The sequence below is a fragment of the Anabaena sp. 4-3 genome (assembly GCF_001597745.1).
In the GTDB taxonomy this organism is placed as follows: domain Bacteria; phylum Cyanobacteriota; class Cyanobacteriia; order Cyanobacteriales; family Nostocaceae; genus Trichormus.
Genome location: NZ_LUHJ01000061.1, coordinates 332,282 through 346,127, shown reverse-complemented (window position 1 = coordinate 346,127; position 13,846 = coordinate 332,282). Strand labels below are relative to the sequence as shown.

Genomic DNA, 13,846 nt, shown 5'->3' with positions numbered 1-13,846 from the left:
AGTCATTAGTCATTAGTCATTAGTCATTAGCTTATAAACTATTGACTATGGACTATTGACTATGGACTACTGAACTATGGAATCATTGATGGAAAATCAAAATCTACTGGACTGGGTGACAGGAGGACTAGCAGCCATTATCCTGGTTGGTGGGATGTTAATGATGTTTACCACCATCTTTACTACTAAACGCCAAAAGTAAACAGCATAGTCCTATTCCTCATGCCCAATGCCCATTTCCCAATGCCCAATAGTGCAACATAAGTTTAAAATTTGATAAAAAACTTTAAAATAAGGGTTAAGCTGAGGTGCATGATGAAAATAGCAATTACTGGTGCAACAGGATTTGTAGGTAGTGAATTAGTAGCAAGACTCCACAAAGACGGTCATCAAATAATAGTATTAACCCGTAACACCGCTTCTGCTCGCAAAGTGTTTCCAGCAGAAGCTTTTAGCAATGTAGAAATTGTTGCCTATACACCCACTACATCCGGTGCTTGGCAAGATACAATTGCCGGGTGTGATGGTGTGGTACATTTAGCCGGAGAACCAATAGCCGAAAAACGCTGGACACCACAACAAGAACAAGAAATTCTCAACAGTCGGAAATTAGGCACACAAAAAATAGTCGAAGCCATAGCTAAAGCTAACCCCAAGCCTAGAGTGTTAGTTAATACCTCTGCCATTGGCTATTATGGTACGAGTGAAACAGCTACCTTTGATGAAAGTAGCACCCCAGGCAATGATTTTCTGGCTCAAGTTTGCCAAGCTTGGGAAGCAGAAGCCGAAAAAGTCAAACAAGCTGGTGTCCGCTTAGTAATTTTACGCTTCGGTATTGTGTTGGGTTTAGGTGGTGCTTTGGGTAAAATGATTACCCCGTTTAAACTGTTTGCTGGCGGCCCTATTGGTAGCGGTAGACAGTGGTTTTCTTGGATTCACCTAGAAGATGTGGTAAACTTGATTATTCAAGCCTTAACAAATCCCCAAATGGAAGGCGTATATAACGCTACTGCCCCTAATCCTGTACGGATGAATGATTTAAGCCAAACAATGGGTAAAGTCATGAATCGTCCTTCTTGGCTACCTGTTCCTGGCTTTGCATTAGAAGCCATGTTGGGAGACGGTGCGCGTGTAGTATTAGAAGGTCAGCAAGTCTTACCCAAACGCACCTTAGAGTCTGGTTTTCAGTATCAATACCCGAATTTAGAACCAGCACTCAAAGAAATTTTGAAGTAAATCAGGACTTACCCAAAACATCATGAAAGTATTGGCGTGGCAAGGCTAAAGTAGTGCAGAAATATAGTTCTTGTGGTGTGGGCGCATCTTGCCCGCACCGGACGGGCAAGATGCCCATCCCACAAGAGAGTTTTAATGCAACATTTTAAGCTTGCCACGTCAGTAGGGGTAATTCATGTAGCCGAAGGCTTTCCGTAGGGTATTACCCCTACGTAATCATCAGGGGTTTGGTGAAATATTGCGTAAGTCATATAAATTTGGGCTGATTCTCCTTCAGATGAGCATTGCTCCCACCCCTACCATCTTTCACCGCCACTCGGTTTAGTTGACAAATTTCCAGAATGAAGCGTATAATATTCTCAATATCAAGACACCAGATTTTGAAAAAATTTCGATCCGCCGTCAGGCGGAATAAGAAAAGAAGGGAAAATAATAAGAAGTGTAAAGGGTAAGGAATCCTCAGTCCACCGCCACACCCACCACCCGACAACCAACATCGAAGGGACGATAGTGGCGCGCATAGCTAAAGCGAAAGGCAGAACGGCAACTCCTAGCATGGTTGAGCCAAGAACCGCCACGCAGCAGCCTTGAGTTATTATCTCTACCTGTTAACCACGCACTACCATCTGTCGGCGCACCTTGGTAACTACTATTATATATATCTTGACACCACTGCCATACATTACCACACATATCATATAAACCGCAAGAGTTCGGCGGAAAAATTCCTACATCTGTTGTTTGTTGACGATATTTACCTTTGGGTGCAGCACCGTAGGTATAGTTACCATCGTAATTAACTAAATCTGTGGTGATGGTTTCGCCAAAATAAAACGGCGTGGTTGTTCCTGCTCGACAAGCATATTCCCATTCGGCTTCGCTGGGTAGTCTGTAGGTTTTTCCTGTCTTCTGACTCAGTTTTTTACAGAATTCTACCGCATCATCCCAACTCACTGTTTCTACAGGTCTGTTATCACCTTTGAAATAAGAAGGATTTTTCCCCATCATTGCTTGATACTGTGCTTGGGTGACTGGATATTTCCCCATGAAGAAACCGGGAACTGTCACCTGATGCTGAGGACTTTCATTTGAACGTCGGTCTTTTTCGCTTTCCGGTGAACCCATCATAAAAGTTCCCCCTGGTATCTGCACCATTTCCAAGGTGACACCCTTCCCCAAGTCTTCTGCAAAATATTTTGCTTCCTGCTTGCGGCGGTTGGTGATGTTTCCGCTTGCATTTACCGTTACCACTTCAAAAGAAAAACTTTTGAGGGGTAGGGTTGGTTTGAGAATTGTGGGAGCAAGAGGTTGATTTAATAAGCGTATGGCTTGTAAAGCTTCTGCTGCATTTTGGTAACGTTGAGCCACACGACGACTGATCATTTTGTTCAATATTTGTGCAAATCGCTGATCAATACTGACGTGCTTTTGCCAAATTACTTCACCATCTTCATCATCTTCTAATAAATGTGGTGGTATACCTGTGAGTGCTTGAATACCCACCATCCCGACGGCGTAGACATCACTGGCTAATTTCGGTTTACCATTAAATTGTTCTAAAGGCATAAAACCAGGTGTCCCTACCCCCATAGTCAAGCTAGTTTGCCCAGACTTCTGAAATACTATCTGCTTGACTGCGCCAAAGTCTATCAACATGATTTTCCCATCCAGACGACGACGCATGATATTCTTGGGGCTGATATCCCGGTGAATCATATTCTGTTGGTGGACAACAGCCAACACTTCTAAAATTTCTGCTAAAAGCTGGATAACTTCTGTTTCAGAGAGTTTTTTCCCAAGGGTAATGAGTTTTGTTAAATCATACCCGTCAATAAACTCTTGGACTAAATAAAATTCATTCCCTACCTGAAAATATTCTGATAACTTGGGAATTTGGGGGTGAAGATTACCCAATGTGTACAAAGCTACCGCTTCCTGCTCAAAGGAGTTTTTCACCCAATCTAATTGCTCGGCTGTGAGGTTGTGAGTTTTCAGCCGCTTAACCACGCACTTAGGCTTAGGATTAATAGGTATTCCCAAATCTTCAGCTAAATAGGTGTCACCGAATCCACCACTTCCCAGGAGCTTGATGATTTGATAGCGGTTACGTAGGATGTCACCATTGCTAGGCATGATTTTTGACTTAGTAGCAGGGAATTTGGCTTTATTGTGGCAAATTCTGCGGTGGTTCGGCAAGTGATATTTGTGTCGCGCATAACCAGATCCCCGACTTCTCAAAGAAGTCGGGGATCTATTTCTTGTCAATGCCTAATGACTACTGACTAGAAAGAAACTTTTTGGATACCCAACTGATTAACCCACTCAGCAGCGCACCGCCCATGAGGATACCAATAGCCGGGTTAAACACAGGTTGCCAGAGTTTGTGCCACAAATCCAGACCGAGATTGACTCCGGCTGCATCACCCATAACTGCGATCGCAAACCAAGCAAAGCCAAACAACACCAAAAATACATCCGCGACTAAAATCAAATTCAGCCAGTTTAAGAGTTTATCTTTCATAATTCATCAGGTATTGGGGACTGGGGACTGGGTATAAACAAGTCAAAAGTCAAGAATTCTGTGGAAAATTTATTTATTTAATTTTGAATTTTGTACGCCTTTGGCGTTCCCGCAGGGTATTTTGAATTTTGCATTGATTTGTCCCCCTAACCCCTATCCTCTACTCCCCAAACAACCAGCCTTTAACTTTTGCTAAACTTTGCCAATCTGGTTTACGGCTGAAACCATCTGCAATACTATTTTGCACTTCCTCCTGCCATTCTGGATTGATGGTGATTAATTGCTGTGCAATATCAATATGTTGGCGCACACCTTTTTCTTTGGTTTCCAGCATAGCTATAGCGAGATTGACTCTGGCTTGGGGGTCTTGTGGATTTAACTTGACTGCTTTTTGGGCAGCTTTCAGGGCTAAGTTGGGTTTATTTTCCAGTAGGTACAACCACGCTAAACAAATCCAAGCAGCACTGGCTTTAGGGGAGCGATCGCACACTTCCTTAAACACAGGAATTAAATCAGCCGCCGGTTCTCCGGCTTTATAACGTTCCAAACCTGTATCAAACAAGGATTCTACTGTTTGAGTCATACAATATTCATCAATAGTCAATAGTCAATAGTCAATAGTCAATACTAGGCATAAGTCAAGAGTCTACAGTCAAAAATTCCGCCAAAATTGACTGCAAACTCTTAACTGTGGACAGTTGACTATACACCAAAGGACTTACCACAACCACAGGTTTGGTTAGCATTAGGGTTAGTGAATTGGAAACCCCCGCCAATCATGGCATCGCTATAGTCGAGCATTAAGCCATAAAGATATAGTAGGCTCTTTTTATCGCAGACAATTTTGAAGCCATCGTAATCAAAAACTTCATCCTGGGAAGTGATTTTACTTTCTTGTTCAAAGTCCATCATATAAGACATCCCAGAGCAGCCACCTTGGCGCACTCCTACCCGTAAGCATAAGTCTGAGCCTTGCTTCTGTTGGAGAGTCTTGACTTGGCGTAGAGCTGCTTCACTCAACTGTATACCGCGTTGTTGAGGTTGGGTTGCTTGTGTCATTTTGTTTTCAACTCCTTAAGTAGTCTAAGATACCCTGTTTGGGGCTGGTGATTGCCGTGGGTTGGTTTGGCGTTTTTGTACTTATTCTAGCGAGAATGATGTTGCTAATTGCGAAATTGTCAACACTCGCGCCAAAGCACTGAAAGATTTTTATTCTAGAATTGAGAGACTCGGTATGTTTATAGATTCGGTATTTTTAAAGATCCATCCCTGTGGCAACCTGAGTCGCAACCAATTTCAGGTCAAGCTAGGAAAATTTGCTTCTTGGCTAGCCGTTCCCACCAGGTTACTCCTAAATTGCTTCTTTTGATTAATTTTACTCTATGACAAGTTTGAATCGCTCTACCAGTCGTCGGCTGAAGAAATTAACCCAAATTCCTTCTATATGGGAGGGCGATCGCCGTCCGTTGTTATCAGCTGCCGAAACTACCAACTCAGAGGCCAAGGGCGAATGTATTCTTTGGGTAGATGGCTCACAAGGTATTGTCCGGGGAATGGACGTAATATCTCCTGACGCTGGCCCTGAAGCAATTGTTCGCACACTGATGCGAGCAATGGAAAACCCCCACAGTCCAGCTAAACCAGCACGACCCCAAAGAATTGTGGTCAGGGATCGGGAAATCCAGTTTTACTTGCGTGGTGTCCTGCAAGATTTAGATATCGCCATTGACTATGTTCCCGAATTACCGTTGATTGATGAATTATTTCGCTCTTTTGCCGAAATTATCGACAGTCAAACCCCTGATTTACCGCCACAGTACGCCCAGGCTTTAGAAGATAAAGCATTAGCTATTTGGCAAACTGCTCCTTGGGAATTCATACAAGAACAGCAAATTTTGTCAATAGAAATTAATAAGTGGGATGTAGGCACACTCTACGCCTCCATAATGGGTATGCTGGGGATGGAGTATGGCATTTTGTTATATCGCTCCGAAGATTCCCTCAAACGATTTCGGTCGGCAGTTTTACAGGATGGCGAATCGCCAGCGCATTTAGAAGAAGCTTTTCTCAAGCAAGATTGTTTGTTTCTCACTTTTGAACGTGAGGATGATTTTGATGATGAGGATGAATTTGATGATTTAGCAGATACAGATGTATCTGAAATTACGCCAAATTTCGGTAATATCCACCCCTTAGAAGGTCTACGTGCTGTTCTCTATGAAGAAGAAGCCCAGGTGATGTTCCTGGCTTTAGAAAGTATTTGTCGCTTTATTCGTGATCACGGTAGTCAACTGTATAGTGACGAATTTCCTAGCCTCAGTCATCGCTATCGTATTTCTCTACCTAAACCCAAGGAATCTACAAAATCGGTGGCTGTGACTATCTCCACCATGCCAGAACTCGCAGCAGAATTAGAGGAGATGGCAGAGGTGGAAGGGGCAGAGTCAGAACTTGATGGTGTAGGCTCAACCCTGTTTCATTCTTTGCGAGATGACTTAATCCCAGAAGACTCTTTTCTCAGCTTGGGCGTGATTTCTTGGGAAATGCTGGAGTATTTGCGTGAAAGTGTGAATTATCATCCAGTCGGTGACATTGAACAAGTGGGGGATGGCTTGCCAGTGGTATTAATCCAAACTTCCCGCCCCAAGGCTAAGACTGTGATCGAAAATCTGGAAGCGGCTGGGGGGTTAAAAGCGATTTGCTTTAATCCAGGGACAGATCCTTTTGATGGCGATCGCTACGACTTAGGTTTATTACAAACTCACAATGGTGAATTGTTCTTGTTTGGCGAATTCTTAGACGATGATCCTGTGCATATAGGAGCCAGAAAAAAATGGAATCAACGTTGTAAGAATACCAAGGGTTATTGTGGTTTAATTATTGCCAAAGGTTTGACAGGTGCGGCTCGTGGCAATCCCCAATTGCGAGATATGATGGCTTTATTTGAGACGCGATCGCTCTCCCCCAAAGATTTAGGTATTGGTACTTTCCAACTCATGCCCCAATTTGAAACAGAATAGGATGCGGGGGAAAGCGATCGCTAAATTTAATTACCTCATCTGTGATAGCGGCTAACTGACTCTTAGCCGCTATCACTGTCCTTATAGTTACTGTATGCTCTGAAAAACTACTTACGCGGTATATATCACGTAAGTTTGACGCGGCCTACAAGTTGATTTCAGTCCCACAAGCAGCTTTAGCCTTAGTTATATGACTAATATCTGTCACCCTGAGTGATAGATGTGGGAGGATTGATTATTTTTCCCCAAAAATCAACACTATTTCCTCAATACATAGGCCATTTAATCATCTAATGACTTCATAAAATTTTCATAAACTTACCCATTTTCTAGTTATTTTTGCCAATTATTTGGGTAACTTCAGTAGCTAGATAGTAACTGAACTGCTTCAGAAATATCTCAGTCAGTAGCTAATTTTAAACTACTCATAAATTTATATTCAGTATTTAACCGGAAACTGAGATGATTAAACTAAGAATTTGTGAAATTTAGATAAAAATAACTCTTTTTATCTGGATATTTACGGAGCAAATTCCCACAAATTACAATTTTCTCTGTTCATAAATATTTTCTCAAGCCCAAAAATTATGGCTATAATAGCTATATAACAACCACCTAAAACCATGATACTGGATTTTTCTAATTTCTGAATTTAATGATGAAAGTGAATGGCGATATTCGGCAGCTAGTTATAGATAAATAAATAAAGTCAACCATTTAACTTTAGTTGCACAAGTAACTGACAATTATGGTTGAGCATCTACTAGGGAATAGCCAGCAAAGACGAAGAGATTTTTAGTCTTTTTTTGGCTATCTTCATACTGATGCAATTTAATCAACGCGAATTCCTCAAAAATCCGCAGAAATTTGCCAAAACAACAGGAACAAAAGCTAAAAAAACTCATCATGGCTATCTAAGTGCAAAACATTGTGTTCCAATGAGTTTGTCAGTTTTAAATAGTACCTGGATGCAGAGCTATAATCAGTTGTCTAAACTGATAAAAAATCGCCCAAGAAGCAGCAAACAGTATTTACTCAGAAGCAGTCATCGATGAGGGGGATATGCAGATTAGACACTACCAGCCAACTGAGTAATCGCTCTGTTGGGATTTACTTTTAAGGAATGACTTCTAGAATATGTTTCTATTCCAGTGTCTCTATATGATTTGAGAGAATCACAATCCACCAGCTTGGGAACAGCAAAAACTTGGGAGAGATAGATGATATGCAAACTAATTAGCTAAAATTCATTGCTTAAGTTTATATAGTCAGACTTAAAAATCATACGACAAAAGTCATCCCGTTAAATAGGGAGTCTGTACGATTAAACTCGTGACATTCGTAGAGAGTTATTCTATTTCCTTGAAAAAACCGGCAAAACTTCACAAAAGAAAGATTTTACGTATGAACGGTATCACTTGTTTCTTGCGGCAAATTCTGTTAATCTTATCGTCTTCATCTTCAAGTTAGTTGTTTTTTGATGATGTCAATACACAGCAAATAGCATGATAATGACTAATAAAAAATGGGCCGTTAAACGCATCACCGTTAATTTAGCAGCACAAGAAGCAGAAAAGCTGGAAAAATATTGTCAACAGACAGGTAGACCAGCAACTGATGTGATTCGCGAACTGATTAGAAGCTTACCGATATCAGATGAAAACAAATAGGTATGTAGATAGGAGGTGTTTTGATGTCATGGCTGCACAACTTTTGACTTGTGAATAAAGACTTACTCATGCTTTTTAGTCTGCTTTGACTAACAAGATTGTCTCTAGAAGTGATTCATTTCTAGAGGAATGGTGAGACTCAAATAAGTTTAGCCAAGCTTTGTGTAGCAGTAAGACAAGTAGATTGAGCATCAGGCGCATAACTTTGCCGTCCCTGTAAATACAGGGTTACGAGATATCAGTAGCAAATTCCGACACCAACCCAGTTACAATTTGTAAAGAAACTGATAAGGAAGAACGGAATGCGCGTTGCAATTGTAGGTGCGGGATTGGCTGGGCTAGCAACCGCAATGGATTTAGCTGATGCTGGCTGTGAAGTCCAGATTTTTGAGTCCCGTCCGTTTGTTGGGGGTAAAGTTGGCAGTTGGGTTGATAGCGATGGCAATCATCTAGAAATGGGATTGCACGTATTTTTTGGGTGCTACTACCAACTGTTTGAGCTAATGCAAAAAGTGGGAGCGTTTTCCCATTTACGCCTCAAAGAACATACCCACACTTTTATCAACAAAGGCGGGCGTACTGGTGCTTTAGATTTTCGCTTTTTTACGGGCGCGCCTTTTAATGGGTTGAAAGCATTTTTTACGACTTCTCAACTCTCTTTACAAGATAAAGTCCAAAATGCGATCGCTCTCGGTACTAGCCCCATTGTTCGGGGGTTAGTAGACTTTGAAGGAGCGATGAAAACCATCCGCGACTTAGATAAAATAAGTTTTGCGGATTGGTTCCGCAGCCACGGCGGCAGTCAGGGCAGTATCAAAAGAATGTGGAATCCTATCGCTTACGCTTTGGGATTTATTGACTGTGAAAACATTTCTGCCCGTTGTATGTTAACCATCTTCCAATTCTTCGCAGTCAGAAGCGAAGCGTCTGTACTGCGAATGTTGGAAGGTTCCCCCGACGAATATCTACACAAACCCATCCTGAAATATTTAGAAGCTAGAGGCACAAAAGTTTATACTCGTCGCCAAGTCCGGGAAATTCAGTTTACGGAAGTAGAGGGAAAAACTCACGTAACTGGCATAGTAGTTGCCCAAGGGGAGACTACAGAATTAATTACAGCTGATGCTTACGTTTGCGCTTGCGATGTGCCAGGAATTCAACGGATTTTGCCACAGGAATGGCGTAAGTGGTCAGAATTCGACAATATATATAAATTAGATGCAGTACCAGTTGCTACTGTACAGTTAAGATTTGATGGTTGGGTGACAGAACTGCAAGATGCCCAGCAGCGTCAACAACTGGATCATGCGGTGGGCATAGATAACTTGCTTTATACTGCTGATGCTGACTTTTCTTGTTTTGCTGATTTGGCTTTAACTAGCCCCAGTGATTATTATCGGCCGGGACAAGGGTCATTGTTACAGTTAGTGCTGACACCGGGAGATCCATTTATTAAAGAAAGTAACGAAGCGATCGCCCAACACGTCCTTAAACAAGTGCATGAATTATTCCCCTCATCACGGGAATTAAACATGACTTGGTATAGCGTGGTGAAACTAGCTCAGTCTCTCTACCGAGAAGCACCAGGAATGGATTTGTATCGTCCTAACCAAAAAACCCCAGTACCTAACTTCTTCCTCGCAGGTAGTTACACTCAACAAGACTACATCGACAGCATGGAAGGAGCGACAATTTCAGGACGACGGGCAGCAAAAGCCATTCTGGAAAATATTAAACAATAGAGTTAGAGCTACTAACCCAACCAAATCTCAACACCAAAAAGTAATGGCTAACTGGCTAGAACATAGCGTACAGATAGAAGTAGAAGCACCCATAGATTTAGTTTGGAGTCTATGGGCTGACTTGGAACAAATGCCCAAATGGATGAAGTGGATTGATTCAGTCAAGGTGCCACCAGAAAATCCCGACATTTCCCTTTGGAAACTGAATACTGGTGGTTTAGAATTTACCTGGAAATCTCGCATTCTCAAGGTAGTTCCCCATCAAATCATTCAATGGGAATCAGTGGATGGGTTGCCTAATCAGGGAGCTATCCGCTTTTATGATCGCCACGGTAGCAGTATTGTCAAGATGACCGTTTCTTATGCTATTCCCGGTATTCTTGGCAAAATTATGGATAACCTGTTTTTGGGGCGAGCCGTGGAATCGACAATTCAGGAAGATTTAGAGAGATTTCGGGAATATGCTCTCAAGCAAACAGCGAATTAGTTGACTCGGAATCAGGATAATTTTGAGGGTTGGGTTAAAGTATCAGACCCAACCCTCTCACTAATTACCACAATTTTCTCAGTGGAAATTTAAACGCAGAGGAGCGCGGAGGTAAGCGCAGAGGTACGCTGAGGGTTTGCTGCGAGTTGAGAAAAATTACCAAGTAGGATCACTGAATAAATTGATGGTTAATTCTGGGTTTTGGGGTGGTACAGATGTAATGCAAGCCTGGATGGTATCTCCATCATCTAGTTCTACTGTACAAGCATGACAAGTTCCCATGAGGCAACCAGTAGGAATGAACACCCCAGCCCGTTCAGCTACATCTAATAGGGGTTCTCCTACTTCTGCATCAACGGTGACATCATCTGGTAAAAAGCGGACACGAACATTCATGAAATACAGTCCAATTAGGATAACAAGGGATTTAAGTCTAGGTGGTTTTCAATTTCAGTGGCGAGATTGTCTAGCATTTGTTCGCGTTGTTCTCGGTAGTTAGCCACGCCTGTGGGTAATGATTTTAAGCCTCGTTGTTGACGCAGCCGATTTAGCCAAGCACGTCGCCAAGGGCCATTATCAAAGAGTCCGTGGAGATATGTACCCCAAACTGATTGACAGCTATCCACTAAGCCTAGGTTAGCATCATCAAATAAAGGTTGATAGGCTTGATTATCTGCTTGTAACTCAACACGCGATCGCCCCTGATGAATTTCAAACCCGGTAACTGGTAAGCCCATTTGCGGAAAATTTGAGCTAACTTGACGCTGACGGGCAGTTTTCTGTCCTGTAATGATTGTTTTAATTGGTAAGAGATTCAAACCCGTAAATCTACCAGCTTGCCCTTCTAATCCTTCAGGATCAGCAATCATTTGTCCTAGTATTTGGTAGCCGCCACAAATTCCCAAAACTGTACCCCCAGAAGCTGCATAGTTTTGTATGGCTTCTGCCATGCCGCTTTTTTGCAGCAGTATTAAATCTGCAATTGTGGTTTTTGTCCCAGGAATAATGACTGCATCTGGGTGTCCTAAATCTTGCTTGAGACTAACGTATTTTACGGCAACTGTTGGTTCTGCTTCTAGGGGGTCAAAGTCGGTAAAGTTAGAAATTCTGGGTAAGCGGATCACACTGATGTTAACATCGCCCTGGGTTTTCGATGTTTTACGTTCCCACAAATCTAGAGAATCTTCTGCGGGAAAAATTTCTTGCAGGTAAGGTATAACACCAATTACAGGTATTTTTATCCGTTCTTCTAACCATTTAATCCCCGGTTCTAAGAGCGATCGCTGTCCTCGGAATTTGTTAATTACTATACCTTTAATTAATTGGCGTTCTTCTGGATCTAATAATTCCAAGGTACCGACTACATGGGCAAAAGCACCACCACGGTCAATATCAACTACTAATATGGTGGGGGCATTCAAATATTTTGCTACCCGCATATTAGTTAAGTCTCGGTGCTTGAGGTTAATTTCTGCTGGGCTACCCGCACCTTCACAAACTACTAAATCAAATTCTGTGCTTAAATGCTGTAGTGATTCTTCAATGGTTCGCCAACCTAGTTGAAAATATTGCTCATAGTAGTCAGCCGCATTCACTTTACCTACATATTTCCCTTTGATGATTACCTGGGATGTCATATCACCTTGGGGTTTGAGCAAAATTGGATTCATTTCTACCCAAGGTATCACCCCTGCCGCCCAAGCTTGGACTGCTTGCGCGTAGCCTATTTCTCCCCCACTGCCTGTAACATAGGCATTTAAAGCCATATTTTGTCCTTTAAAGGGAGCCACTCGCCAACCACGCCGCGACAAAATGCGACAAATAGCTGTAGTTATCAGTGATTTCCCTGCGTGGGAGGTTGTCCCCACTACCATAATTGATTTCATAGCTACTTTGAGTTATTCAGAAGATTGGGTGAGATATTTGGGGGATAATATAGAAGTTGGGCAGCTACTATCTTAATCCGAAGGCGGAAATTCTGCCTCAAATTGAATCAACTACGCAACCCAGTTGCACAATCTCACCCATGCAGTTAGATGAATATGGTAGAGAATTTATTCATAAGTTGATGTTTCTCTGAAGATTTCTTTCCCTGAAAATACTTCAACCTAACTCTTTTGTGGTTAGTTCTAAAATGGCGATCGCAACCAGCGAGTGATGGCATTATATAGGCGATCGCGCCATGAGGGATTAGGTAAGTTTTGACTTTGGTATTTTTCTACGATTTGATGTCCTAAAGGTGTGAGGCGAAAACTATCTGTAATACCCTGTCCGTCAACTTCGCGCCTTAATATACCGACTTCGATTAACCAACCCAAGGCGTTATCGCAAGCCAATTCTGAGAGTGGTTTTTTACTGTAACTATTTTTTACACCATTTTCGGAGGCGATCGCACCTAAAGGTACACTCTGGCGACGCATGGTTTCAAATAATTCTAGCTTGAACGGAGAACAAATCAGCGATCGCTCGGCTCTAGCTACGCTGCTGGGTGGATAGGTGAGGATTTTGGAATTTTGAGAGTCAACAATAGACATAGTTTTGGGTATTGGGGACTGGAAGGGACTGGGAAAGAATTTCTTCCTCTGTTTCCTCTGCTTCCTCTCCCGCCTCTAGTTGTTTCATAAAGTTATTTAATTATTGTAAATTATTGTAAAATTTCAGAGTCATCAAACATTTAAAACAGGAAAGGTTCATTATGCCTCTAGCGGTTGGTACAGATGCACCTGCATTTACCGTCAAAGATACCAACGGTAACACCGTCTCGTTATCTGATTTTGCTGGAAAGACTGTTGTTTTATATTTCTACCCGAAAGATGACACCCCTGGTTGCACTAAGCAAGCTTGTAGCTTCCGGGATGCCAAAGCAGATTATCAAAATAAAGATGTAGTTGTGTTTGGAGTCAGTGCTGATGATGAAGCTTCTCATCAGGCATTTACTCAAAAATATAATCTGAATTTCCCTCTATTGGCTGACACCAACCAAACTCTCATCAAAGCTTATGATGTTGATGGTGGTGGTTATGCCAAGCGTGTCACCTACGTTATCGGGCCTGATGGCAAAATCATTCATGTTGATGCCAGTGTCAATACATCCACCCATGCTAGCGATGTGTTAGCTGCTTTGGGATTGAATTAATTAGTGGTGAGTGCTGAGTAGTATTTTTACTTCT

At 42.1% G+C, this 13,846-nt stretch carries 15 protein-coding genes; 7 read left to right on the top strand and 8 right to left on the bottom strand.

Annotated features, from left to right (window positions below):
- The first annotated feature begins 76 nt into the window (after positions 1–76).
- Both A3775_RS25285 and A3775_RS16615 read left to right on the top strand, forming a co-directional pair.
- A complete protein-coding gene (locus tag A3775_RS25285) occupies positions 77–202 on the top strand; it encodes a hypothetical protein (protein ID WP_255362681.1) in 126 nt (41 codons plus the stop codon).
- A gap of 113 nt (positions 203–315) precedes the next feature.
- The gene (locus tag A3775_RS16615) at positions 316–1,236 is read left to right on the top strand and encodes a TIGR01777 family oxidoreductase (RefSeq protein WP_066374983.1); all 921 of its coding nucleotides are present in this window, start codon (positions 316–318) and stop codon (positions 1,234–1,236) included.
- Between the two features lie 459 nt (positions 1,237–1,695).
- On the opposite strand, the gene A3775_RS16610 is transcribed toward A3775_RS16615, so the two are convergent.
- The 4 genes from A3775_RS16610 to A3775_RS16595 form a co-directional block, all read right to left on the bottom strand.
- On the bottom strand, positions 1,696–3,369 hold the full coding sequence (locus A3775_RS16610) for a bifunctional serine/threonine-protein kinase/formylglycine-generating enzyme family protein (RefSeq protein WP_066374986.1): 1,674 nt from the start codon (positions 3,367–3,369) through the stop codon (positions 1,696–1,698).
- A gap of 142 nt (positions 3,370–3,511) precedes the next feature.
- Complete coding sequence (locus A3775_RS16605; protein WP_066374993.1) at positions 3,512–3,757, bottom strand: hypothetical protein; 246 nt, start codon at positions 3,755–3,757, stop codon at positions 3,512–3,514.
- Positions 3,758–3,917: 160 nt separating this feature from the next.
- Positions 3,918–4,340: a tetratricopeptide repeat protein gene (locus A3775_RS16600; protein ID WP_066374996.1), complete on the bottom strand. Its 423-nt coding sequence runs from the start codon at positions 4,338–4,340 to the stop codon at positions 3,918–3,920.
- 119 nt (positions 4,341–4,459) lie between these two features.
- On the bottom strand, positions 4,460–4,816 hold the full coding sequence (locus A3775_RS16595) for an iron-sulfur cluster assembly accessory protein (protein ID WP_066374998.1): 357 nt from the start codon (positions 4,814–4,816) through the stop codon (positions 4,460–4,462).
- A gap of 323 nt (positions 4,817–5,139) precedes the next feature.
- On the opposite strand from A3775_RS16595, the gene A3775_RS16590 reads away from it, so the two are divergent.
- Positions 5,140–6,777 carry a DUF6930 domain-containing protein gene (locus A3775_RS16590; RefSeq protein WP_066425895.1) on the top strand — a complete coding sequence of 546 codons (1,638 nt, stop codon included), beginning with the start codon at positions 5,140–5,142 and terminating at the stop codon, positions 6,775–6,777.
- 746 nt (positions 6,778–7,523) lie between these two features.
- Here A3775_RS16590 and A3775_RS24725 read toward each other — a convergent pair.
- Complete coding sequence (locus A3775_RS24725) at positions 7,524–7,685, bottom strand: hypothetical protein (RefSeq protein WP_197480181.1); 162 nt, start codon at positions 7,683–7,685, stop codon at positions 7,524–7,526.
- 597 nt (positions 7,686–8,282) lie between these two features.
- Between A3775_RS24725 and A3775_RS16580 the strand changes: the two genes are divergently transcribed.
- The 3 genes from A3775_RS16580 to A3775_RS16570 all read left to right on the top strand — a co-directional run bounded on the left by A3775_RS16580 (position 8,283) and on the right by A3775_RS16570 (position 10,676).
- A complete protein-coding gene (locus A3775_RS16580) occupies positions 8,283–8,447 on the top strand; it encodes a ribbon-helix-helix protein, CopG family (RefSeq protein ID WP_066375008.1) in 165 nt (54 codons plus the stop codon).
- Positions 8,448–8,749: 302 nt separating this feature from the next.
- Positions 8,750–10,189 (top strand): 9,9'-di-cis-zeta-carotene desaturase, encoded by a 1,440-nt coding sequence (gene zds, locus A3775_RS16575; protein ID WP_066375010.1) that lies wholly within the window; start codon positions 8,750–8,752, stop codon positions 10,187–10,189.
- A 43-nt stretch (positions 10,190–10,232) separates the two neighbouring features.
- A complete protein-coding gene (locus tag A3775_RS16570) occupies positions 10,233–10,676 on the top strand; it encodes an SRPBCC family protein (protein WP_066375012.1) in 444 nt (147 codons plus the stop codon).
- 156 nt (positions 10,677–10,832) lie between these two features.
- Here the strand turns inward: A3775_RS16570 and A3775_RS16565 are convergent, their stop codons facing one another.
- From A3775_RS16565 to A3775_RS16555, 3 genes are all read right to left on the bottom strand, one after another.
- Positions 10,833–11,072 carry a 2Fe-2S iron-sulfur cluster binding domain-containing protein gene (locus A3775_RS16565; protein ID WP_066375014.1) on the bottom strand — a complete coding sequence of 80 codons (240 nt, stop codon included), beginning with the start codon at positions 11,070–11,072 and terminating at the stop codon, positions 10,833–10,835.
- Positions 11,073–11,086: 14 nt separating this feature from the next.
- Positions 11,087–12,562, bottom strand: coding sequence for a cobyric acid synthase CobQ (cobQ, locus tag A3775_RS16560; protein ID WP_066425893.1), 1,476 nt, complete (start codon positions 12,560–12,562; stop codon positions 11,087–11,089).
- 243 nt (positions 12,563–12,805) lie between these two features.
- Positions 12,806–13,210: an Npun_F0494 family protein gene (locus tag A3775_RS16555; RefSeq protein ID WP_066375026.1), complete on the bottom strand. Its 405-nt coding sequence runs from the start codon at positions 13,208–13,210 to the stop codon at positions 12,806–12,808.
- Positions 13,211–13,371: 161 nt separating this feature from the next.
- On the opposite strand from A3775_RS16555, the gene A3775_RS16550 reads away from it, so the two are divergent.
- A complete protein-coding gene (locus A3775_RS16550) occupies positions 13,372–13,812 on the top strand; it encodes a peroxiredoxin (RefSeq protein WP_066375034.1) in 441 nt (146 codons plus the stop codon).
- The last annotated feature ends 34 nt before the right edge of the window (positions 13,813–13,846 follow it).